Here is a 22993-nt window from a genome sequence, read left to right on the forward strand (position 1 = left end):
AGAACCGCGGCGCCGAAAGGCGCCGCGGTTCTTCATTCGGCCGGGGCCGGTGCCGCCGTGGCGGGGGCGTGCGGCGGGAGCCGGAACAGCGCCCACACGACCTTGCCGCTGAGGGTGCCCGCGAGCGGGTGCCAGCCCCAGCTGTCGGCGAACGAGTCGACCAGGAACAGGCCCCGGCCCGACTCCGCCGAGAAGTCGTCCGAGTCGCCGGCCACGGGACTGTCGTGACTCGGGTCGCGCACCGCGCACACCAGACGTGAGGTCCACCGCATCAAGTGCAGCCGCACGGGCGCGCCCTGGTCGTCCGCGCGGGGTGTGTCCGAGGGCAGAGCGTGCCGCAGCGCGTTCGTCACGAGTTCGGAGACCACCAGGCACACGTCGTCGAAGCGGTCGCCTATGTCCCACTGGTCCAGTGTTCTGCGCGTGAACTGCCGGGCCTCGCGCACCGCTTCGTAGCGTGGGGGCAGGGCGCAGGAAGCGGCGCTGGACACGGCCGCGGGATCGAGCGGCGGAAGTCCCTGCCGTAAGGGCTCGAGCATGGTCGATCCATTCGTCCCCATGCGAGGCACTCCCGGGTGTTCGCGGTCGTTGCGATGCAGCGGTGGCGCGGGGACCATGGTTCCGAATGCGTACAGCAGATGCAAGGGCAGATGCACGTGCACGCGCCCGAATTGAAGGCTCTTACACCTCTTTCTGCCTACTTCTTCTGTCACCTTCTTCGCTCTTGTTGGCCCTCGCGTGGTCCTTTGCTGCACGACGCCTTCGGAAGCTTTCCGTTTCTGTAATCGAACGAGTACTGGTTGAAGTGTTTTAGTGGCAGACTTCGGCGTCTGAAGACGGTTGGGGAGGCGGACGAACGTGAGCGCTGGTGAGTCGAGCGGCTCTGTGGTGCGGCGCATGCTGCTCGGGTCACATCTGCGGCGCCTGCGGGAGGCGCGCGGAATCACCAGGGAAGCGGCCGGCTACTCGATCCGTGCCTCCGAATCGAAGATCAGCCGCATGGAGTTGGGACGGGTGAGCTTCAAGACGCGCGACGTCGAGGATCTGCTGACGCTGTACGGCATCAACGACGAGGCCGAGCGCACCTCCCTGGTGTCCCTCGCCAAGGAGGCCAACGTCGCGGGCTGGTGGCACAGTTACTCGGACGTCCTGCCCAGCTGGTTCCCGACCTACGTCGGCCTGGAGGGCGCTGCCCATCTGATCCGGTCGTACGAAGTCCAGTTCGTGCACGGCCTGTTGCAGACCGAGTCCTACGCCCACGCGGTCGTCGCGCGCGGCATGAAGGGTGCGAGCGCGGCCGACATCGATCGCCGGGTGGCGCTGCGCCTGGAGCGGCAGAAGTACCTCGTCTCCGAGAAGTCCCCGGAGTTCCACATCGTCCTCGACGAGGCCGCGCTGCGCCGTCCCTACGGCGACCGCGAGGTGATGCGCGGCCAGCTCCAGCATCTGATCGAGGTGTCGGAGCGTCCCAACGTGCGCCTCCAGGTGATGCCGTTCAGCTTCGGCGGCCACTCCGGCGAGAGCGGCTCGTTCACGATCCTGAGCTTCCCCGAGTCCGACCTGTCGGACGTCGTCTATCTGGAGCAGCTCACCAGCGCGCTCTACCTGGACAAACGCGAGGACGTCACCCAGTACGAGAGTGCGCTGAAGCAGCTGCAGCAGGACAGCCCCGGGCCGTCCGAGAGCCGCGATCTGCTCCGTGGACTGCTCCAGCTCTCCTGACCCCTCGCCCAGGCGTCGCCCGGCCACCTCCCCGTCCTCCCCCGGGAGTCTTCACGTCCTGTCCCGAGGGCACTCCAACTCCCTTTGAGCACAAGTACGATGACGTCTGATCAGACGTTGATCGGATGTCTGCTGACTCAGACTCAAAATGTCTGCCTCGGCAGCAAGGGGATCGAGGGAGCACATGTCGTCCTACTTCACCGACCTGGCCCGGCAGTACATCGGCGGGGAGTGGCGCCCGGGCACCGGCTCCTGGGACATCATCGACTTCAACCCGTACGACGGTGAGAAGCTGGCGTCCATCACCATAGCCACGGTGGACGAGGTCGACGAGGCCTACCGCGCGGCCGAGCGCGCCCAGAAGGAATGGGCCGCGGTCAACCCGTACGCGCGCCGCGCCGTCTTCGAGAAGGCCCTGCGTCTCGTCGAGGAGCGCGAGGCGGAGATCACCGAGGTGATCATCGCCGAGCTCGGCGGCACCCACCTCAAGGCCGGCTTCGAGCTCCACCTCGCCAAGGAGTTCCTGCGCGAGTCGATCCAGCTGGCGCTGCGGCCCGAGGGCAGGATCCTTCCCTCGCCGATCGACGGCAAGGAGAACCGCGTCTACCGCGTACCCGTCGGTGTCGTCGGCGTGATCAGCCCCTTCAACTTCCCCTTCCTGCTCTCCCTGAAGTCCGTCGCGCCGGCCCTGGCGCTGGGCAACGGCGTCGTCCTGAAGCCGCACCAGAACACCCCGATCGTCGGCGGTTCGCTGGTCGCCAAGATCTTCGAGGACGCGGGGCTCCCCGGCGGCCTGCTCAACGTCGTGATCACCGACATAGCGGAGATCGGCGACGCCTTCATCGAGCACCCCGTCCCGAAGGTCATCTCCTTCACCGGTTCCGACAAGGTCGGTCGGCACGTCGCCACCGTCTGCGCCTCGCACTTCAAGAACGCGGTCCTCGAACTCGGCGGCAACAGCGCGCTGGTGGTCCTGGACGACGCCGACATCGACTACGCCGTGGACGCGGCGGTCTTCAGCCGGTACGTCCACCAGGGCCAGGTCTGCATGGCCGCCAACCGCGTACTCGTGGACCGCTCGGTCGCGGACGAGTTCACCGAGAAGTTCGTCGCGAAGGTCAGGACGCTGAAGGTGGGCGACCCGAGCGACCCGCGGACGATCATCGGCCCGGTCATCAACTCCTCCCAGGCGGACGCGATCACGGGCGCCGTCGACCAGGCGATCGCCGAGGGCGCCACCGCGCTCGTCCACGGCACCACCACCGACAACCTGGTCGAGCCGACCGTCCTGACGGACCTGCCGTCCGACTCCGCCATCCTCCGGCAGGAGATCTTCGGCCCGGTCGCGCTCCTCGTCCTCTTCGACGGCGAGGAGGAGGCCGTACGCATCGTCAACGACACCCCGTACGGGCTCAGCGGCGCCGTCCACACCGCCGACGTCGAGCGCGGAGTCTCCTTCGCCAAGCAGATCGACACCGGCATGTTCCACGTCAACGACGGCACCGTGCACGACGAGCCGCCGGTCGCCTTCGGCGGCGAGAAGCACTCGGGCATCGGCCGCCTCAACGGCGAGGCGACGGTCGAGGCGTTCACCACCCAGAAGTGGATCTCGGTGCAGCACGGGCGGAGTTTCTTCCCGTTCTGAGCGGCGCATCCTCTGCCGCTTGGATCCGGACGCGCGCACCTCGCCTACCGAGCGCAGCGGCCGCACGGAGCCTTGGACCGGCGGAGTCCCCGGACGGCGCGAGCGCCTTCGGCCTGGTGGCCAGGGAGCAGGCGGCCGACCGGGGGCCCGTCAGCCGGCGGCCGGGTCATAACCTTGGCCGCATGTCAGCGATCCGTCTCCTGGTGCTGGGGGCAGTGCGCCAGCACGGGCGGGCCCACGGGTACCAGGTGCGCAACGACCTCGAGTACTGGGGCGCGCACGAGTGGTCCAACGCCAAGCCCGGCTCGATCTACCATGCGCTCAAGCAGATGGCGAAACAGGGACTGCTGCGCGCCCACGAGATCGCGCCGTCCACGGCGGGCGGCCCCCCGCGCACCGAGTACGAGATCACGGACACGGGCACCGCGGAGTACCTCACGCTGCTGCGCCGGTCGTTGACCGCGTACGACCAGAAGCCCGACATCCTCTCGGCCGCGCTCGGCTTCATGGTCGACCTCGGCCGGGCGGAGGTCCTCGCGCTCCTTCGGGAGCGGGTGCGCGCCATCGAGGAGTGGCGCACGTCCGTCACCGAGTACTACACCCCCGAGGACGGCCCCGGACAGCTCGGCCACATCGGCGAGATCATGAACTTCTGGGTGCACTCCGCCGACTCCGGAGCCGAATGGACCCGGGGGCTCGTCGAGCGGATCCAGGGCGGCGCGTACACGTTCGCCGGCGAGGGCCCACCCTTCGTCGGCGTGCTGGGGGACGGCGAGGAGAACCCGTACGCGACGGGGGCTTCGCACCGCGGCGACCGTACCTAGCGCTGCGGCGGCGCCCAGCCGGAACGGTGGGTGCGGGCACCGTCCGTCCCGCCAAGGGGCTGCGCCCCCTGGACCCCCGCTCGCCCGAAGGGCTCGTCCTCAAACGCCGGACGGGCTGAAATGCATGACCTGGGCGCCGGCCTTCGAGGGCGACCCATCAGCGGGAGCCCACATCTCCAGCGCGGGCCGGCATATCCAGCGCGTCCGGCGATTGAGGACGAGGCCGTTCAGGCCGAACGGGGTCCGGGGGCGGAGGCCGAACAGGGTCCGGGGGCGGAGCCCCCAGGGATGGGAACGGCGCGCCCCCGCACGCGTCCTCAGTGGTGGAAACCGGTCGCCGCCTGCTTGTCACGGGTCCACGGATGCGGCTGGCGGCGCAGCTGGGGCACCAGCCGGCCCAGGTCCTCCAGGAAGAGGTCGGCGAGGTCCGCCGAGAAGCCGTTACGGCACACCACACGCAGCACGGACAGGTCCTCCCGGTTGGCCGGGAAGGTGTACGCGGGCACCAGCCAGCCGTTCTCCCGCATCCGCCGGGACACGTCGAAGACGTCGTACGCGCTCACATGGGGCGCCGTCGTGAAGGCGAAGACGGGCAGCTGGTCGCCCCGGGTGATCAGGCGGAAGTCCTCCAGCGCCTCGATCCGTTCGGCGAGCCCGCGGGCCAGGTCCCGGGTCGTCTGCTGGACGGCCCGGTAGCCCTCCCGGCCCAGCCGCAGGAAGGTGTAGTACTGCGCCGCGACCTGTGCTCCCGGCCGGGAGAAGTTGAGCGCGAAGGTCGGCATGTCGCCGCCCAGGTAGTTGACCCGGAAGACGAGCTCCTCCGGCAGCTCGGCCGACGACCGCCACAGCGCCCATCCGACGCCCGGGTAGACGAGCCCGTACTTGTGCCCCGAGGTGTTGATCGACGACACCCGCGGCAGCCGGAAGTCCCAGACCAGGTCCGGGTCCAGGAAGGGGGCGATCATCCCGCCGGACGCGCCGTCGACATGGACGGGGATGTCCAGGCCCGTACGCTCCTGGAGCCGGTCGAGGGCCGCGCAGAGGTCCGCGATCGGCTCGTAGGACCCGTCGAAGGTGGAGCCGAGGATCCCGACGACCCCGATGGTGTTCTCGTCGCACAGTTCGGCCGCCGCCTGCGGGTCGAGGTGGAACCGGTCGCCCTCCATGGGGACTTGGCGGGCCTCGACCTCCCAGAAGTTGCAGAACTTCTCCCAGCAGACCTGGACGTTCACGCCCATGACGAGGTTGGGGCGCGCTCCCGGGTAGCGGTCCGCGTTCCGCTGTGTCCAGCGCCGCTTCAGCGCCATCCCCGCGAGCATGCAGGCCTCGCTCGAACCGGTCGTGGAACAGCCCACGACGGCCCCGGGATCGGGCGCGTTCCACAGGTCCGCGAGCATGGCCACGCAGCGTCGCTCCAGCTCGGCGGTGCGCGGGTACTCGTCCTTGTCGATCATGTTCTTGTCGAGGCACTCCGCCATCAGCACCCCGGCCTGCGGCTCCATCCAGGTGGTGACGAAGGTGGCGAGATTCAGCCGGGCGTTGCCGTCCAGCATCAGTTCGTCGTGGACCAGTTGGTACGCGATCGTGGGTGTCAGCGGCCGGTCCGGGAGCCGGTGCTTGGGCGGGGCCTCGGTCATGTCGCCGAGCGGATTCGCGTCGCCGAAGAAGGGGTTGACGGACATCGGTCGCTCGTCGGGCTTCTCGGGGCCTTTGTGGAGCGGCATGAGCTCTCCCATCGCGTCGGAGGGTCGGGGGCCGGAGGGGCGGGGGGAAGGGACGGTCTGTCGGCGGGGTCTGTGGGGTCCGAAGGGGTCCAGTCCAGTGGGGTCCGAAGGGGTCTTATGAGGTCCTGTGGGGTCAACGAACGGCGGTTCCGTCCTGGCGGAGCTGCATCTGCGGTCTGCCGGTCACCAGCAGCCAGGCCGGCAGGGTCGCGATGCACAGCAGGGCGAGGATCGTGGGAGAGGCGACCAGGACGGCCGCCGTGAACAGACTCAGCCAGCCCTGCCGGGTGATCGCGAGGAGCATGCCCAGCACCCCCGCGGCCACGCCGAGGGCGGCCGGGACCGCCGGCACGAGCGCGTGGGCGAACAGGCCGAAGGCGGAGCCGATGAAGACGGCCGGGAAGATCCGGCCGCCCCGGAACCCGCAGGACGCCGCGACGACCAGGGCGGCGAGCTTCACCACCGTCATCGTGGCGAACTGCCCGGCCGACCAGCCCTCGGGGTTCCCGGCCAGCTCGCCGACCTCGTCCAGCCCCTTGAAGAGCGTCAGATGCCCGCCCAGGGCGCCCAGCAGGCCGAGGACGAGCCCGCCGAGCGGGAGCGCCAGCATGGGGTGGCCGAGCCGGGAGAAGGCGCCGTGGACGTAGGGGAAGGCGTAGACCGCCGCCATGCCGAGCAGCGCCGCCGCGGAGGCGATCACGAGCGCGGCCAGGACGTTGCCCCCGCCGGGCGGTCCGAGCGGGGGCAGATGGAGGTCGAAGGCCGGATGGGCCACCAGGGCGGTCGTCGTGGCACCCGTGGCGGCGGCGGTCAACGGCCCGAACAGGTTGTCCCACAGCTTGCCCTCCAGCTGCTGTCCGGCGAGCGCCTCGGAGATGACCAGCGCCGCCGCCACCGGCGTCCCGAACAGCGCACCGAGCGTCGCCGCCTCGGCCAGCACCGCCCACAGACCGCCGGACAGCCCTGGCGCGAACCTGCGACCCAGCCAGAACGCGAGGGCGATATTGGTGGCGATGATCGGGTTCTCCGGCCCCAGACTCGGACCGCCGGCCAGCATCAGCGCGGTCGCCACCAGCAGGCCAGGCAGCACGGCGGGCGGCACCGGGGGCGCCGAGAGCCCGATGGTCGCGGGGTCGGGGCCCGCGTGACCCGGGACCTTCCACACCACCAGACCGACCAGTACGCCCGTCGAGGTGAGGACGACGAGCATCCAGACCACGGAGTACCGGCCGACACCCAGCGCATCGGGGAGGCCGTTCCAGAGCACCCCCTGAAGTTTCTCCGCGAGCGCGCTCACCCCCAGGTACAGAAGGCTGGCCGCGACACCGACGACGAGTGCCGGGACGATCAGCGGCAGCAGCGCCCGCGCGGGGGTCGCCGGGGCGGAGGCATGTGCCAGCCGGGCCGCGTCGTGGGTCACGCGGTCACCCTAAGCGGGCAAACAGGACATCACATCCGGAGTGGCGCCACCCGGAATCCGCGCTTGCACCTCACGTGACGTCAGGGGCCAGGCTGAAGGGCGTACGGAGGAAGGAGCGGAAGTGAGCTATTCGGTGGGCGAGGTCGCCGGATTCGCCGGGGTCACGGTGCGCACCCTGCACCACTACGACGAGATCGGCCTGCTCGTGCCGAGCGGGCGCAGTCACGCGGGGCACCGGCGCTACGGCGACACCGACCTCGACCGGCTGCAGCAGATCCTGTTCTACCGGGAGCTCGGCTTTCCGCTCGACGAGGTCGCCGCCCTGCTCGACGACCCGGAGGCGGACCCGCGCGCGCATCTGCGCCGCCAGCACGACCTGCTGACCGCCCGGATCGAGAAACTGCAGAAGATGGCCGCGGCCGTGGAACACGCCATGGAGGCACGCACGATGGGCATCAACCTCACGCCCGAGGAGAAGTTCGAGGTCTTCGGGGACAAGGATCCCGAAGCACACGCCGAGGAGGCCGAGCAGCGCTGGGGAGGCACCGAGGCGTACGCCGAGTCGCAGCGCCGCGCCGCCCGTTACACCAAGGACGACTGGAAGCGCATGCAGGCCGAGGTGGCTTCCTGGGGCGAGCGCTACGACGCCCTCATGGAGGCCGGTGAGCCCCCGGCCGGCGAGTGCGCCATGGACATGGCCGAGGAGCACCGGCTCCACATCACCCGGTGGTTCTACGCCTGCTCGTACGAGATGCACCGGGGTCTCGGCGAGATGTACGTGGCCGACGAGCGGTTCAAGGAGTTCTACGACTCCATGCGCCCGGGGCTCGCCGAGCACCTGAAGGAGGCGATCGCGGCGAACGCCACCCGGCACGGAGGCTGACGGCGCCCGTCCCGCGGGTCCCCGGCCGCGTCCGTGTTCGCCAGGGTTCTCCAGGGTTCTCCAGGGTTCGCCAGGGTTCTCCCGGGTTCTCCGGGGCCCGTGGCTCACAGCTTTGTGCCAGGGGGACCACAGTGCATGCTGGGGACATCCGTGGAACCTGGCGTGGACACCATGCGTTGATAGCTTTGGCCCGCCGTACCAGGACGCCGTTTCTTCCTTCACCCCTCAGGAGCCCGGAACCGTGACGCAGCTCGCCCTCGGTCCAAGCTGGATGGATCCGAACACGCTTCTGGACAACTTCGGCATCTGGGGCCTCCTCCTCATCGTCTTCGCCGAGTCCGGCCTGCTCATCGGCTTCTTCCTGCCGGGCGACTCGCTGCTGTTCACCTGCGGTCTGCTGATCACGTCGCACCAGCTGGACTTCCCGCTGTGGGGTGCCGTCGCCCTGATCTGCGTCGCCGCGATCCTCGGCGACCAGGCGGGCTACCTCTTCGGCAAGAAGGTCGGCCCCTCGCTCTTCAGCCGCCCGGACTCCCGCCTCTTCAAGCAGGAGAACGTGGTCAAGGCCCACGAGTTCTTCGAGAAGTACGGCCCCAAGTCCCTGGTCCTGGCCCGCTTCGTGCCGATCGTGCGGACGTTCACGCCGATCATCGCGGGCGTCAGCGGCATGCGGTACCGCTCCTTCATCACGTTCAACATCATCGGCGGCGTCCTGTGGGGCGCGGGCGTCACCCTGCTCGGCTCCTGGCTCGGCAACATCGCCGTCGTCAAGAACAACATCGAGGCGATCCTGATCCTGATCGTCCTCGTCTCGGTGGTCCCGATCGCCATCGAGTTCCTGCGGGCGCGCTCCAAGGCCAGGAAGAACCCGCCGGAGCCGCAGACCCCCCAGGGCCCGGCCGCGTACCAGCAGCAGCCCATGGCCCCCGTCATGGACGACGCCACGCGCCCGCTGCGCATGCAGCAGCCGCCGCAGGGCCAGGACCCGTACCAGCAGGGCCGCCGCGGGTCGGGCCGGCACCAGCAGGACCAGTACGCCCAGGGCCAGGGGTACCCCCAGCAGCAGGACCCGTACGCCCAGGGCCAGGGATACCCGCGGCAGCAGCCCCAGCAGCCCCAGCAGCCCCAGCAGCCCCAGCAGCCGTACGGCGACCAGGAGCAGGGCTACTACCAGGGCCACGACCAGAACCACGGCAGGCACGGCGACCAGAGCTACGGGCAGAACCACGACCAGAACCACGACCAGGCCTACCCGCCCCAGCAGTACCCGCAGGGCTACCCGCAGCAGCCGTACGACGCGCAGCAGAACCCGTATCACCAGGGCTACCCGCAGGGCTGAACCCGGCAGGCCGCGCCCTGAAGGGGGCGTGGGGAGCTCAGAAGCCCCTGGTCCGCTTGGCGGCCCGGCGCCCCGCGGCGGAACCGCCGGGCACCCGCAGGAACAGCCGGGAGATCTCCGACCCCAGGTTCACGCCGATCGCGATGGCCATCGCGAGCGCGGCGGCCTTGGTGAGGGAGACCAGCCCCTTGTCGACGTTGTTCTGGGCGATGGACAGCAGTCCGAAGTAGGTGGCCGAACCCGGCAGCAGGGGCCCGATCGCGGCGGTCGTGTACGGCAGCGCGGAGGCGAAGCGGTAGCGGGACAGAAGCTGCCCGAAGAGACCCACCAGGCCCGCCGCGACGGCCGTCGAGGCGACCGGTGAGATGCCGCCCGGGTAGTGCATCGCCCCGTAGACCGACCAGGCCACCCCGCCGTTGAGGGTCACCGCGAGGACGGTGGACCGTTCCTGCTGGAGCAGGACCGCGAAGGTCAGCGACAGCAGCATGGACGCGGCGATCTGCACCAAGGGGCGCTCGGAGATGCTCAGGGCCTGGTCCGGGTTGAGCTGGGCGTCGAACTTCACGCCGAAATACAGCACCACCAGGACACCCACGACGATGCCCACGAAGAGGTACATGACCTCCAGCAGGCGCGCGGACGCGGTGATGTAGAAGCCGGTCAGCCCGTCCTGCACGCCCGCGACGAGCGCCCGTCCGGGCAGCAGCGCGAAGAGCCCACCGGTGATCACCGCGGACGCCTTCACGTCGACGTGCGCGAGCTGGAGCGCGACCCCGATCGCGGCCGGCGGCATCGCGGCCACCGTGAACTGGTAGAACTCCGGCAGTCCGCGCCCGGCGCACAGCCACGCGAGCCGGTCACCGAGCATCGCGCCCAGCGCCGCGGCGACGAACACCAGGGCGTCACCGCCGACGAGCACCGAGGCCGCGCCCGCGAGCAGCCCGCTGGAACCGGTCAGCACCCAGCCGGGATACGGGTGCCGGTTGCGCCGCATCTCGGCGAGCCGCCGGTAGGCGTCCTCCAGGGAGATCCCGGTCTCGGTGTCACTGAGCTCGTCGACGAGCCGGTAGACGGCCGCCAGGCGGGTGTAGTCGGTGCCCCTGCGGCGTACCGTCCGTGAAGCCGTCACCGGATCGTCCACCAGGGACGGCTGGTGGGAGATCGACAGCAGCGTGAAGGTGACGTTCGGCTCGCAGCGGTCCAGGCCGTAGGAGCGGCAGACGGCGAACATGGCCGCCTCCACGTCCTCGGCGCCCTCGCCGCCCGCGAGCAGCAGCTCGCCGATACGCAGCGTCAGGTCGAGCACGCGCGGGACGGCGGGTCCCGCATCGTCCTCCTTGTGCACCAGCTCGGGTGCCGGGCGCTCGGCCACGGGCATGCGCAGCATCGTGCGCATCCGGTCCTGCCAGGGCACGTCCTTGGTGAGACTGACGACGGGGACGCCCGTCGCCGGTGTGAAGGCCGGCGGGGCGTGCCGCGCGCTGTAGGTGCGCGGCGTGCTGAACGCCGACCCCTCGGCATCCGCGCCCGCCGATTCCGGCGGCGCCATTCCCTTGGGAATCGCGAACTCCGACGTGGTCCCCGACTCGTCCTCGACCGCCTGCGCCACGCCGTCCGGCTGGACGAAGGCACTCCTCGCCTCGTCCGACTGCGGTTTGCGGTCCTCCGCTTCCGTCACCCACTGCTCCCGACTGCTCAGGTCCAGTACGCCCCAGTATGCGCACTGATACACGAACGGGCCGCGCCACCCCGGCAGGGGTGGCGCGGCCCGCGGAACTCAGGAGGGATCAGTGACCGCCCTGCTCCTTGAGTCGCTTGTAGGAACGCTCGATCTCGGCCTCGGCCTCCGTGCGGCCCACCCAGTTGGCGCCCTCGACGGACTTGCCGGGCTCCAGGTCCTTGTAGACCTCGAAGAAGTGCTGGATCTCCAGGCGGTCGAACTCCGACACGTGGTGGATGTCGCGCAGGTGCTCCACCCGCGGGTCGTGCGCCGGGACGCACAGCAGCTTGTCGTCGCCGCCGGCCTCGTCCGTCATACGGAACATGCCGATCGTGCGGCACTGGATGAGGCAGCCCGGGAAGGTCGGCTCGTCCAGGATGACCAGCGCGTCCAGCGGATCGCCGTCCTCGCCGAGGGTGTTCTCGACGAAGCCGTAGTCGGCCGGGTAGCTGGTCGAGGTGAAGAGTCGACGGTCCAGACGGATCCGACCGGTCTCGTGGTCCACCTCGTACTTGTTCCGCGAACCCTTCGGAATCTCGATCGTGACGTCGAACTCCACCGGTGGCTCCTCCATGATCAACACATAGTTCTGGTGGTTAAGTGTCCCTCACGCAGGTGTGTGATCGCGAAAGGGGCTGGTGGTCGTGCCAGAGCTGAGGGCTTGGCGGGCCGCGAGACCGCATGTGCTGCGGGTCGCGCGGGCCGTTCAGCCGCGCGTGACGCGGGTCGCTCGGGCCGCGCGACCGCGGGTGAGGCGGGCTGCGCAGTCCGTACGGCCGCGGCTGGCGCGGGTCGCTCAAGCCGTGCGGCCGCGCTCCGGGAGGATCACGACCCCGCAGCTCACGGCCGTGGCCGCCACCGCGGGCCTGGCGCTCGCGGTCGGGGCGGTGACCGTGGCCGGTCCCTGGGACTCCACCGGTCAGCGTACGGCGGAGCGCGACTGGGCCGCATCGCGGGACCAGCAGGGTGGCGCAGATCACGGGCGGAACGCCGATACGTCCCCTACGTCGCCGGCACCCGCGCCCAGCGCCGCGTCCGTGCTCACCGGCCTCGGCAGTGCCACGTCCGCGGCGCCCGCGCCGGACGGGAAGGCCCTCGCGACCACCCTCGACCGGCTCCTGGGCGTGCCCGCGCTCGGCGCCCGGCGCACGGCCGTGGTCGTCGACGTGGCGACCGGCAGACGGCTGTACGGCAAGGAGGCCGGCACGGCCCAGACCCCGGCCTCCACCACCAAGATCGCCACCGCGGTCGCCGTGCTCTCCGCCGCGGGCGCCGACCACCGCCTCGCGACCCGCACGGTGCTGGAGCCCGGCACCAAGGAGGTCGTCCTCGTCGGCGGCGGCGACCCGACACTGACCGCCCGCAAGGACGCCGGGGGGTGGGCGAGCCTGCGCACCCTCGCCGACGACACGGCCAAGGCGCTGAAGGCCCGTCACCTGGACGAGGTGACGCTCTCGTACGACACCTCGCTCTACTCCGGTCCCGCCGTGCACCCCATCGGCGCCAACCCCAACCTCGCGCCGGTCAGCGCCCTGACGGCCGACGAGGGCCGTACCGACGCCTCCACCAGCGGCCCGGCCGCACGCACCGCGGACCCGGCGGCGGACGCCGCCGGCACGTTCGCGGACCTGTTGCGGGCCAAGGGCATCGACACCACGTCCCCCGGCCCGTCGAGAGCCACCACCGGCTCACAGGCCCTCGCCTCGGTCTCCTCGCCACCCCTGTCCGCCCTCGTGGAGCGGATGCTGACGAACAGCGACAACGACATCGCGGAGGCCATGGCGCGTCAGGTCGCCGTCGCCACGGGACGGCAGCCGAGCTTCGACGGCGGCGCCGGGGCGATCGACGCGCAGCTGCGGAAGCTCGGACTCCCGCTGTCCGGGGCCCACTTCACGGACGGCAGCGGCCTCAACCGCGACGACCGGCTGACGGCGGACCTGCTCACCGCCCTCCTGGTGAAGGCCGGCGACCCCGCCCGCCCCGAGCTCCGCCCGGTCCTGACCGGCCTCCCGGTAGCGGGCTTCACGGGCACCCTCAGCGACCGCTACACCGACGACGCCTCCGGCCCCGGCGTCGTACGCGCCAAGACCGGCACCCTGACCGGGGTGAACACCCTGGCGGGCACGGTCGTCGACGCGGACGGCCGGCTGCTGGCCTTCGCCTTCCTGGCCTCCGGCACCTCCGACCCCATGGCGGCCCAGTCGGCCCTGGACGACACGGCCTCGGCACTGGCGGGCTGCGGCTGCCGTTAGGCCGTGTCCGACCACTCCTCCCCTCCCCGCCGGACGCGCCGACGGGTCCCGCGCCCCCACCGCCACACGAGCCCCGGCAGCCCCGGGCGGGGGACTCATCCGGCGCCGTACCCCTAACCGCAGCCCGATCCCCTCACGTACGGTTGACGCATGACGAGCATCGGTGGTGCTGCATCTACTGGGATGGTCGACTGGAATCTCGCGGTGGCGACCGCGACACGGCTCGTGCGGCCTGGCCCCGACGTGAGCCGCGACGAGGCCCGGGAGGTCGTCGCGGAGCTGCGCCGGCACGCGAAGGCCTCGGAGGCGCACGTCCGGGGCTTCACGCGGATGGGCACGGAGGACACCCACGACACCCCCGTACTCGTGGTCGACCGCCCCGGTTGGGTGCGGGCGAACGTCGCCGGGTTCCGGGAGGTCCTCAAGCCCCTGCTGGACAAGATGCAGGAACGCCGGGGGAGCGGCCCGGGCGGAGCCGTTCTCGGCGCCGTCGGCGGCAAGGTGACCGGCGTGGAGCTGGGCATGCTGCTGTCGTTCCTGTCGTCGCGGGTCCTCGGCCAGTACGAGACCTTCGCCCCCGCGACCCGCGAGCTGCCCGCCGGGGAGAACGGCGGCGGCAGGCTCCTGCTCGTCGCGCCGAACATCGTCCACGTGGAGCGCGAACTCGACGTGGAGCCGCATGACTTCCGCCTCTGGGTGTGTCTGCACGAGGAGACCCACCGCACCCAGTTCTCGGCCGTGCCCTGGCTGCGGGACCACCTGGAGGGCGAAATCCAGTCTTTCTTGGCGGAGACCGAGGTCGACCCCATGACGGTCCTGGAGCGCATCAGGGAGGCGGCGCAGTCGCTCGCGGGCGGGCGGCCCGAGGGCGAGGAGGACGAGGGCCGCTCACTGGTCGAGATCGTGCAGACGCCCGCCCAGCGGGAGATCCTCGCCCGGCTGACGGCCGTGATGTCGCTCCTGGAGGGGCACGCGGACTTCGTCATGGACGGCGTGGGCCCGGACGTGGTCGCGTCCGTCGGTGAGATCCGCGAGAAGTTCCAGCAGCGCCGCGCCAAGGGTGCCTCGCGCCTGGACCTCGCCCTGCGCAAGCTGCTGGGTCTGGACGCCAAACTGAAGCAGTACAGGGACGGCGAACGGTTCGTGCGCGCGGTCGTCGGACAGGTGGGCATGGACGGGTTCAACCGCGTGTGGACATCCCCGAACACGCTCCCGACGAAGACGGAGATCGCCAAACCGGCGGACTGGGTCGCGCGAGTGCACCGCAAGACGGAGTCGTGAACCCTACGGCAAGGTCGTGAAACGAATCCGGCCGACGGCAGGTGAACGCCCCTCCAATCACCCGTCCGAGGGACCGTGGGCCATGCGTAGGCGTGCAATGCTCGGGGAACGGCCTGTTTCTGTCACCATCGACACACTCTGAGTGACCGAAACTCGGGCTCACCCCCGAAAACTTCATGAAGGGAACCGGACATGGGTCCCCATCCTGCGGTCGCGGCGATACGCCTGGCGGTCCGCCGCGTACTCCACGACATCCTCATCGACCACACCCGTCCCCCAGGCGAGTCCCCGCTCGGCCCGCTCGTCATGGTCGCCTGCTCCGGCGGCGCCGACTCCATGGCGCTCGCCTCCGCCCTCGCCTTCGAAGCCCCCAAACTCGGCGTCCGCGCCGGTGGCATCACCGTGGACCACGGTCTGCAGTCCGGCTCCGATCTGCGCGCCGACGACGTGGTCGGACGCCTCGTCGAGCTGGGCATGGCGCCCGTCGAGTCCCTCGCCGTGACCGTGGGCCGCGACGGCGGCCCCGAGGCCGCCGCCCGTGACGCCCGGTACGCCGCCCTGGACGCCGCCGCCGAGCGCCACGGCGCCGCCGCGATCCTCCTCGGACACACGCGCGACGACCAGGCCGAGACGGTCCTGCTGGGCCTCGCCCGCGGCTCCGGCATCCGCTCCCTGTCCGGAATGGCCGAGGTCTCGGGGGCCGGCGGCCGTTACCGGCGCCCGTTCCTGCACCTCGACCGGCAGACCGCGCGCAAGGCCTGCATGGTCCAGTCGCTGTCCGTCTGGGACGACCCGCACAACGCCGACCCGGCCTACACCCGTTCGCGACTGCGACACGAGGGCCTGCCCGCCCTGGAGAAGGCGCTGGGCAAAGGAGTGGTCGGGGCCCTCGCCCGCACGGCCCAGCTCTCCCGTGACGACGCCGACGCCCTCGACGCCTGGGCCCGGCAGGCCGAGGCCTCCGTGCGGGACACCGCGGGCCTGCTGGAGTGCGCCAAGCTCTACGCCCTGCCGCCCGCCGTGCGCCGCCGCATCCTGCGCAGGGCCGCCATCGAGGCGGGCGCCCCGGCCGGTTCGCTGTTCGCCCGCCACATCGAGGAAGTCGACCGGCTGATCACCGGCTGGCGCGGTCAGGGAGTCATCAATCTCCCGGGCAAAGTCGTCGCGCAGCGGCAGGGTGGCAGACTGGTGATTCGGCAAAGCTGAACCTTGCCCCCCTCCGGGGAGGGCGGGGACAGCCGGTGGGACGACCGAAAGTGATGCGGGTGGACGCGAAAGACATGGGCACCGACCTCAAGTCGGTGCTCATCACCAAGGAAGAGATCGACGCCAAGCTGGCTGAGCTGGCCGCGAAGGTCGACGCGGAGTACGCGGGCAAGGACCTGCTGATCGTGGGGGTGCTCAAGGGCGCCGTCATGGTCATGGCGGACCTCGCGCGTGCGCTGTCCACCCCCGTCACCATGGACTGGATGGCGGTGTCCTCGTACGGCGCGGGCACCCAGTCCTCCGGTGTGGTGCGGATCCTCAAGGACCTCGACACCGACATCAAGGGCAAGCACGTCCTGATCGTCGAGGACATCATCGACTCCGGGCTGACCCTGTCCTGGCTGATCTCCAATCTCGGCTCCCGCGAGCCCGCCTCCCTCAAGGTGTGCACGCTGCTGCGCAAGCCGGACGCGGCCAAGGTCGCGATCGACGTGGAGTGGGTCGGCTTCGACATCCCGAACGAGTTCGTGGTCGGGTACGGCCTGGACTACGCCGAGAAGTACCGCAACCTCCCGTTCGTCGGTACGCTCGCGCCTCACGTCTACGGCGGCTGAACCCCCGAGTCCCGGTCTTCGTATGACGATCGGGAACCCCAGCGGGTTTCGCGCCGTTGGAGCATGCGTGGGCGGGATTGTCAGTCGTCCCCTGCGGCTTCGGGTGACAATGCTGGGGTACCGTCCGAAGAACAGTCTTTCTAAGTCTTTATCAAACTCACTATGGCAGGAGGGACGGGGCGGCTCCGCTCCGTATGGATGGACGTGAAGCGATACTTCCGTGGGCCGGTCATGTGGATCGTGCTGGCCGTCCTTGCCGTGGTCGTGTTGATGCAGGTCGTCGGCTCGTCCGGCGGCTACAAGACAGTGGACACCGGCCAGGTCGTCCAGGCGATCAATGACAACAAGGTCGAGTCGGCCAAGATCACCACTGGCGACGAGCAGGTCATCAAGGTCTCGCTGAAGGACGGCGAGAAGGTCGATGGCAGCTCGAAGATCCAGTCGAGCTACATCGGCGACCAGGGCGTGGCCCTGGCCAACACCCTGCAGGACAAGTACCAGAACAAGCAGATTCCGGACGGCTACACGGTTTCGCCGTCCAAGCAGAACCCGTTCCTGGGCATCCTGCTGTCGCTGCTTCCCTTCGTTCTCATCGTCGTCGTCTTCCTGTTCCTGATGAACCAGATGCAGGGCGGCGGCTCCCGGGTCATGAACTTCGGGAAGTCCAAGGCGAAGCTCATCACCAAGGACACCCCGAAGACGACGTTCTCGGACGTCGCGGGTTCGGACGAGGCGGTGGAGGAGCTCCAGGAGATCAAGGAGTTCCTGCAGGAGCCGGCGAAGTTCCAGGCCGTCGGGGCGAAGATCCCCAAGGGCGTGCTCCTGTACGGGCCTCCCGGTACCGGCAAGACGCTGCTCGCACGCGCCGTAGCGGGCGAGGCCGGCGTTCCCTTCTACTCGATCTCGGGTTCCGACTTCGTCGAGATGTTCGTCGGTGTCGGTGCCTCCCGGGTCCGTGACCTCTTCGAGCAGGCCAAGGCGAACGCCCCGGCGATCGTCTTCGTCGACGAGATCGACGCGGTCGGCCGCCACCGCGGCGCCGGCCTCGGCGGCGGTCACGACGAGCGCGAGCAGACGCTGAACCAGCTGCTCGTCGAGATGGACGGCTTCGACGTGAAGGGCGGCGTGATCCTCATCGCCGCCACGAACCGGCCCGACATCCTCGACCCGGCCCTCCTGCGCCCCGGCCGCTTCGACCGCCAGATCGCGGTCGACCGCCCGGACATGCAGGGCCGTCTGGAGATCCTCAAGGTTCACCAGAAGGGCAAGCCGGTCGCTCCGGACGTCGACCTGTCCGCCGTCGCCCGCCGCACCCCCGGCTTCACCGGTGCCGATCTCGCCAACGTGCTGAACGAGGCCGCGCTCCTGACGGCCCGCAGCAACATGAAGCTGGTCGACAACAACATGCTGGACGAGGCGATCGACCGAGTGGTCGCGGGCCCGCAGAAGCGGACCCGGATCATGTCGGACAAGGAGAAGAAGATCACCGCGTACCACGAGGGCGGCCACGCCCTGGTCGCGGCGGCGTCTCCGAACTCCGACCCGGTCCACAAGATCACGATCCTGTCGCGTGGACGGGCCCTCGGTTACACGATGGTCCTGCCCGACGAGGACAAGTACTCCACGACGCGCAACGAGATGCTGGACCAGCTGGCCTACATGCTGGGCGGCCGCGCGGCCGAGGAGCTCGTCTTCCACGACCCGACCACCGGTGCCGCGAACGACATCGAGAAGGCCACCGCAACGGCCCGCGCGATGGTCACGCAGTACGGCATGACCGAGCGTCTCGGCGCGATCAAGTTCGGCGGCGACAACACCGAGCCGTTCCTCGGCCGGGAGATGTCGCACCCGCGCGACTACTCGGAAGAGGTCGCCGCGCTCGTCGACGAAGAGGTCAAGAAGCTCATCGAGAACGCGCACAACGAGGCCTGGGAGATCCTGGTCGAGAACCGCGACGTTCTGGACGCGCTGGTGCTCCAGCTGCTGGAGAAGGAGACGCTGAGCAAGGAGCAGATCGCCGAGGTCTTCGCTCCCATCGTGAAGCGCCCGGCCCGCCCCGCGTGGACCGGCTCCTCCCGCCGCACGCCGTCCACCCGCCCGCCGGTGCTCTCCCCCAAGGAGCTGTCACTGACGAACGGGGCGAACGGCGCGACGCCGTCCATCGTCAAGACGGAATCCGTCCCGGCGAAGGAAGCGGCTCCCGAGGACCGCACCGAGAGCTGACCCGCTCAGCTCCCCGGCGGCCTCAGCAGGCCCGGAATGACTGCCGCGCCCCCCAGGTTTTAGCCTGGGGGGCGCGGCATTTCGGTATGCCCGCACGTCGGCGCGTCGAACCGCACGCGCCGAGAGGCACAGGAACGAGGACCACATGACCGACCCCGTGACGCTGGACGGCGAGGGCTCGATCGGCGAGTTCGACGAGAAGCGCGCCGAGAACGCCGTACGAGAGCTCCTCATCGCGGTCGGCGAGGACCCGGAGCGTGAGGGCTTGCGGGAGACGCCGGGGCGGGTGGCGAGGGCGTACAGGGAGATATTCGCCGGGCTGTGGCAGCGGCCCGAGGACGTGCTCACGACCACCTTCGACCTCGGGCACGACGAGATGGTGCTCGTGAAGGACATCGAGGTCCTCAGCAGCTGTGAGCATCACCTGGTCCCGTTCGTCGGAGTGGCCCATGTGGGGTACATCCCGTCCTCGGACGGCAAGATCACGGGGCTCTCGAAGCTGGCCCGGCTCGTGGACGTCTACGCCCGGCGGCCGCAGGTCCAGGAACGGCTGACCACGCAGATCGCCGACTCCCTGATGGAGATCCTGGAGCCGCGTGGCGTGATCGTCGTCGTGGAGTGCGAACACATGTGCATGTCGATGCGCGGTGTCCGCAAGCCGGGCGCGAAGACCATCACCTCGGCGGTGCGCGGCCAGATGCGGGATCCGGCCACCCGCAACGAGGCGATGAGCCTGATCATGGCGCGCTGAGCCGGCTCCCCACACACCGGGCGTGCTTCCGGTGCGGTCGCTTCCTCCAGGCGAGCCGGGGCCCCGTCCCCGGTGCCGGGGGCTCGGTGGTGGTGCGGTGGCGGCGCCGGACGGGCGTCACGCGGCCGGGGCCGCGCCGCCGTGTTCGTTGTCGTCGTCCTCGGGGAGCTTGCAGACGCGCTCCAGGAAGAAGGCGGCCGCTATGACGGCGATGCCGGCCAGGACCGAGAAGCCGGCGTAGATGGCCTGGTCGCGGCGGGCGGGGACTTCCAGGGACTCGAGCAGGAACGCGCCCGCGCCGCCGTACATGCCCGCCACCAGGGCGGCGACCAGGGCGCTCGCCTGGCCGAAGACGACCGCGCGGGCCGCCATCAGCGGGTCGACGCCCTTGGCACCGGGTCGGCGCTCGCGCTGGGCCTTGAGACGGGCGCGCAGCGAGAGCGCCGTGGACAGCAGCACGACGGCGATCAGGGCCAGCACGATGGGGGCGGCCAGAGGGACGCGGGGAAGCGTCCCCACCGCGTTCCACAGCCGGGCACCCGCCCAGGACAGCAGGCCCGCCACGACGAACACGGCGGCCAGCGTCCTGATCCGCAGCTCTTTCACTTTGCCCCTTCGGTCACCCGCCCCCGGACGGTCGTCCGGCCTCTGGTCGTCTTGACCTTAACGACTACTCGGGCAGGTGGAGTTCCAGGTCGGCGCGGGGCGTGACATCCTCCTGGCCGACGCCGGCGAGGAGCTGTGCCACCGGGCCGCGGCCGGGCAGTTGGGCCTCGGGCTCCACGTCGTGCCAGGGGGCGAGGACGAAGGCGCGCTCGTGGGCGTGCGGGTGAGGGAGCGTCAGGACCGGATCGTCCGAGACGACATCGGCGTACGCCACGATGTCCACGTCGATCGTGCGTGCGCCCCAGCGCTCGTCGCGTACCCGGTCGAAGGCCTCCTCGACCGCGTGCGCCCGCTCCAGGAGCGAGGACGGGGGGAGGGTGGTCTTGAGGACCACGACCGCGTTGAGGTACGTCGGCTGGCTGCCGGGCTCGACGCCCCACGGCTCCGTCTCGTAGACCGGCGAGACCGCTTTGATGCGGACGCCGGGGGTGTCCTCCAGGGCGTCGACGGCGCCCTGGAGGGTCTCCAGCCGGTTGCCCAGGTTCGAGCCGAGCGAGAGGACCGCCCGCTTCGGGTTCTGGAGTGTCGTGTCGGCGGCGTCCACGCGCTCCACCACGGAGGCGGGCACCGGCTGGACCGTCGGGTCGCTGTGGCCTTCGGTGTAGGACGCAGTCATACTCGGCTCCGGGTGATGGTGACGGTCACGTCGTCGAAGGGGACGGTGATCGGCGCGTCCGGCTTGTGGACGCAGACTTCGACTTCCCTTACCCCGTCGTGCTTCAGGCAGGCCTGGGCGATGCGCTCGGCGAGCGTCTCGATGAGGTCGACGGGCTCGCCCTCGACGATGGCCACGACCTCCTCCGCCACGATGCCGTAGTGCACGGTCTTCGTCAGGTCGTCGTCGGCCGCGGCCGACCGGGTGTCCAGGCCCAGCGACAGGTCGACGATGAAGGGCTGTCCCTCTTCGCGTTCCTTCTGGAAGACACCGTGGTGTCCGCGAGCCTTGAGGCCGCGCAGCGCGACACGATCCACGCGAATCACTCCTGCAATCGTCGGTAGGGCCCGTCGTGCACCGCGTGCGGTCGGCACACCGGCCTTCGAACGAATCTACCTGCGGGCACTGACAGTGTTCGTCCGCGGGGGCGAGCGCCCACATGATGGTCACGAGGCTTCATCGGGTGTTTCCCCTGGGGAACGCCGGGCTCATGGGTCGGTAGCCGCCCATACCCGGTGGTTCGTGATTCCAACCACTCCTTGGTTCCGCCGGGCGTCCGGCCCACTCAACCGGGTGTCTCCTCGTCCTCCTCCTCGCCGGATTCGGCGAGGACGGGGGAGGCGTGGTGCGACCAGAGTTTCCAGCCGTCGTCCGTGCGCCGGAACACGTTCGTGGCGACCACCAGCTGGCCGACCAAGGGGCCGAGCTCGTCGCTGTCGTCGGGCGCGGGGCCGCCGCTGAGGATGTTCTCGGTGCAGGTGACCAGCGCGGTGTCGCCGCCGACGGAGACGTGCACATCCGTGAGGAAGAACTGGATGTACTCGGTGTTGGCCATGATCAGCGCGTACGAGCGCAGGACCTCGCCGCGGCCGTTGAGGACCGGCCAGCCGGGGTGGACGCAGGAGACCTGCGCGTCCTCGCCGCCGACGTTGTCGGCGACGATGTCCAGGGGGGCCAGCCAGAGGGACGACAGCTCCTCGAAGTCGCCCCTCTCCAGTGCCTCGTAGAATGCGGTGTTGGCGAGTTCGACCTGCTCGACATCGGTGCCGGGTGCGCTCACTGGGCTCCCTCGACGGCCCGGGCGACGCGTACCGCGTCCGCGGTGGCCCGTACCTCGTGGACACGGACCGCCCACGCGCCCTGGTGGGCGGCGAGCGCGGAGACGGCGGCGGTGGCGGCGTCCCGTTCGCGGGCCGGTGGCGGGGCGCCCTCCGGGCCCGCCAGGACGTGGCCGAGGAAGCGTTTGCGTGACGCGGCGACCAGGAGCGGACGGCCGAGTCCGCCCAGCCGGTCGAGGTGGGCGAGGAGCGTCAGATCGTGTGTGGAGTCCTTGGAGAAGCCGAGGCCCGGGTCGACGACGATCCGGTCGGGGCTGACGCCGCCGGCCAGCACGGCCTCCACGCGTGCGTGCAGCTCGTCGACGACTTCGGAGACGACGTCCGCGTAGGTCCCCCTGACGTTGCCGCCCTCCAGGAAGCCGCGCCAGTGCATGACCACGAAGGGGGCTCCCGCCGCGGCTACGGCGGAGATCATCGCGGGGTCGGCGAGGCCGCCGCTGACGTCGTTGACCAGGGCGGCTCCCGCGGCGAGCGCCCGTTCGGCGACGCTGGCGCGCATGGTGTCCACGGATACGGTGACGCCCTCGGAGGCCAGGCCCCGGACGACCGGGATCACCCGCTTGAGCTCTTCCGCCTCGTCGACACGGGAGGCGCCGGGGCGGGTGGACTCGCCGCCCACGTCCACCAGGTCGGCGCCCTCGGTGACCAGGTGGAGGCCGTGTTTGACGGCGGCCGTCGTGTCGAACCAGCGGCCGCCGTCCGAGAAGGAATCGGGCGTGACGTTGACGACTCCCATGACCGCGCAGCGGTCCCAGGTCGGCAGTCCCGCGACGTGGCCGCGCCGGCGCTCAGTGCTCATACGTCCAGCCTAGGCCTCCGGTGCGGGCCGGATTCCTTCGCGGGTCGTCCCTGACCGGGGTCTTCGGGCCACCTCGCGGCCGGTTCGGGGGCCTTCCGCGGGCGCCCTCCACCAGTGCGGGCCCGCGTGGTCCGGGCGAGGGCCCCGGAGC

General features: G+C 70.4%; 21 protein-coding genes. 11 read left to right on the forward strand and 10 right to left on the reverse strand.

What is annotated here, in order from left to right:
• Window positions 1–32: 32 nt before the first annotated feature.
• Complete coding sequence (locus tag HEP85_RS22385; protein ID WP_168529302.1) at window positions 33–560, reverse strand: ATP-binding protein; 528 nt, start codon at window positions 558–560, stop codon at window positions 33–35.
• A 337-nt stretch (window positions 561–897) separates the two neighbouring features.
• Here HEP85_RS22385 and HEP85_RS22390 point away from each other — a divergent pair, with 337 nt between their 5' ends.
• The 3 genes from HEP85_RS22390 (at window position 898) to HEP85_RS22400 (ending at window position 4191) form a co-directional block, all read left to right on the forward strand.
• Window positions 898–1722, forward strand: a complete 825-nt coding sequence (locus HEP85_RS22390; RefSeq protein WP_168529303.1) for a helix-turn-helix transcriptional regulator — start codon at window positions 898–900, stop codon at window positions 1720–1722.
• 184 nt (window positions 1723–1906) lie between these two features.
• Window positions 1907–3367 carry an aldehyde dehydrogenase family protein gene (locus HEP85_RS22395; protein ID WP_168529304.1) on the forward strand — a complete coding sequence of 487 codons (1461 nt, stop codon included), beginning with the start codon at window positions 1907–1909 and terminating at the stop codon, window positions 3365–3367.
• A gap of 182 nt (window positions 3368–3549) precedes the next feature.
• Window positions 3550–4191 carry a PadR family transcriptional regulator gene (locus HEP85_RS22400; RefSeq protein ID WP_168529305.1) on the forward strand — a complete coding sequence of 214 codons (642 nt, stop codon included), beginning with the start codon at window positions 3550–3552 and terminating at the stop codon, window positions 4189–4191.
• Between the two features lie 317 nt (window positions 4192–4508).
• Here the strand turns inward: HEP85_RS22400 and HEP85_RS22405 are convergent, their stop codons facing one another.
• Together HEP85_RS22405 and HEP85_RS22410 are read right to left on the reverse strand one after the other, a co-directional pair.
• Window positions 4509–5915 carry a glutamate decarboxylase gene (locus HEP85_RS22405; protein WP_168529306.1) on the reverse strand — a complete coding sequence of 469 codons (1407 nt, stop codon included), beginning with the start codon at window positions 5913–5915 and terminating at the stop codon, window positions 4509–4511.
• 133 nt (window positions 5916–6048) lie between these two features.
• The gene (locus tag HEP85_RS22410; RefSeq protein ID WP_168529307.1) at window positions 6049–7335 is read right to left on the reverse strand and encodes an ion channel protein; all 1287 of its coding nucleotides are present in this window, start codon (window positions 7333–7335) and stop codon (window positions 6049–6051) included.
• Between the two features lie 121 nt (window positions 7336–7456).
• Between HEP85_RS22410 and HEP85_RS22415 the strand changes: the two genes are divergently transcribed.
• Window positions 7457–8218 carry a MerR family transcriptional regulator gene (locus tag HEP85_RS22415; protein WP_168529308.1) on the forward strand — a complete coding sequence of 254 codons (762 nt, stop codon included), beginning with the start codon at window positions 7457–7459 and terminating at the stop codon, window positions 8216–8218.
• Between the two features lie 241 nt (window positions 8219–8459).
• Complete coding sequence (locus HEP85_RS22420; RefSeq protein WP_168529309.1) at window positions 8460–9557, forward strand: DedA family protein; 1098 nt, start codon at window positions 8460–8462, stop codon at window positions 9555–9557.
• 37 nt (window positions 9558–9594) lie between these two features.
• On the opposite strand, the gene HEP85_RS22425 is transcribed toward HEP85_RS22420, so the two are convergent.
• Both HEP85_RS22425 and HEP85_RS22430 read right to left on the reverse strand, forming a co-directional pair.
• A complete protein-coding gene (locus HEP85_RS22425; protein ID WP_168529310.1) occupies window positions 9595–11235 on the reverse strand; it encodes a threonine/serine exporter ThrE family protein in 1641 nt (546 codons plus the stop codon).
• A gap of 109 nt (window positions 11236–11344) precedes the next feature.
• Window positions 11345–11836 carry an inorganic diphosphatase gene (locus HEP85_RS22430; protein ID WP_168529311.1) on the reverse strand — a complete coding sequence of 164 codons (492 nt, stop codon included), beginning with the start codon at window positions 11834–11836 and terminating at the stop codon, window positions 11345–11347.
• A 79-nt stretch (window positions 11837–11915) separates the two neighbouring features.
• Between HEP85_RS22430 and dacB the strand changes: the two genes are divergently transcribed.
• The 6 genes from dacB (at window position 11916) to folE (ending at window position 19604) form a co-directional block, all read left to right on the forward strand.
• Window positions 11916–13529, forward strand: coding sequence for a D-alanyl-D-alanine carboxypeptidase/D-alanyl-D-alanine-endopeptidase (gene dacB / locus HEP85_RS22435; protein WP_369657805.1), 1614 nt, complete (start codon window positions 11916–11918; stop codon window positions 13527–13529).
• Between the two features lie 150 nt (window positions 13530–13679).
• Entirely contained in the window at window positions 13680–14810 is a 1131-nt protein-coding gene (locus HEP85_RS22440; RefSeq protein WP_168529312.1) for a zinc-dependent metalloprotease, read from the forward strand.
• Between the two features lie 192 nt (window positions 14811–15002).
• Complete coding sequence (gene tilS / locus HEP85_RS22445; protein WP_168529313.1) at window positions 15003–16016, forward strand: tRNA lysidine(34) synthetase TilS; 1014 nt, start codon at window positions 15003–15005, stop codon at window positions 16014–16016.
• A 53-nt stretch (window positions 16017–16069) separates the two neighbouring features.
• Complete coding sequence (gene hpt / locus HEP85_RS22450; RefSeq protein WP_168533898.1) at window positions 16070–16630, forward strand: hypoxanthine phosphoribosyltransferase; 561 nt, start codon at window positions 16070–16072, stop codon at window positions 16628–16630.
• A gap of 198 nt (window positions 16631–16828) precedes the next feature.
• Entirely contained in the window at window positions 16829–18853 is a 2025-nt protein-coding gene (gene ftsH, locus HEP85_RS22455; RefSeq protein ID WP_168529314.1) for an ATP-dependent zinc metalloprotease FtsH, read from the forward strand.
• A gap of 145 nt (window positions 18854–18998) precedes the next feature.
• On the forward strand, window positions 18999–19604 hold the full coding sequence (gene folE, locus HEP85_RS22460) for a GTP cyclohydrolase I FolE (RefSeq protein ID WP_168529315.1): 606 nt from the start codon (window positions 18999–19001) through the stop codon (window positions 19602–19604).
• 117 nt (window positions 19605–19721) lie between these two features.
• Here the strand turns inward: folE and HEP85_RS22465 are convergent, their stop codons facing one another.
• The 5 genes from HEP85_RS22465 to folP all read right to left on the reverse strand — a co-directional run bounded on the left by HEP85_RS22465 (window position 19722) and on the right by folP (window position 22842).
• On the reverse strand, window positions 19722–20210 hold the full coding sequence (locus HEP85_RS22465; protein ID WP_329289481.1) for a DUF3180 domain-containing protein: 489 nt from the start codon (window positions 20208–20210) through the stop codon (window positions 19722–19724).
• 64 nt (window positions 20211–20274) lie between these two features.
• Window positions 20275–20886 (reverse strand): 2-amino-4-hydroxy-6-hydroxymethyldihydropteridine diphosphokinase, encoded by a 612-nt coding sequence (gene folK, locus HEP85_RS22470; protein ID WP_168529317.1) that lies wholly within the window; start codon window positions 20884–20886, stop codon window positions 20275–20277.
• A complete protein-coding gene (gene folB / locus HEP85_RS22475) occupies window positions 20883–21242 on the reverse strand; it encodes a dihydroneopterin aldolase (RefSeq protein WP_168529319.1) in 360 nt (119 codons plus the stop codon). The genes folK and folB overlap by 4 nt, the downstream gene beginning before the upstream one ends.
• Window positions 21243–21490: 248 nt before the next feature.
• Window positions 21491–21985, reverse strand: coding sequence for a nuclear transport factor 2 family protein (locus HEP85_RS22480; protein WP_168529320.1), 495 nt, complete (start codon window positions 21983–21985; stop codon window positions 21491–21493).
• Window positions 21982–22842 carry a dihydropteroate synthase gene (gene folP / locus HEP85_RS22485; protein ID WP_168529321.1) on the reverse strand — a complete coding sequence of 287 codons (861 nt, stop codon included), beginning with the start codon at window positions 22840–22842 and terminating at the stop codon, window positions 21982–21984. Before folP ends, HEP85_RS22480 begins: the two co-directional genes overlap by 4 nt.
• Window positions 22843–22993: the final 151 nt, after the last annotated feature.

It is taken from the genome of Streptomyces sp. RPA4-2 (assembly GCF_012273515.2).
Classification (GTDB): Bacteria; Actinomycetota; Actinomycetes; order Streptomycetales; family Streptomycetaceae; genus Streptomyces; species Streptomyces kaempferi.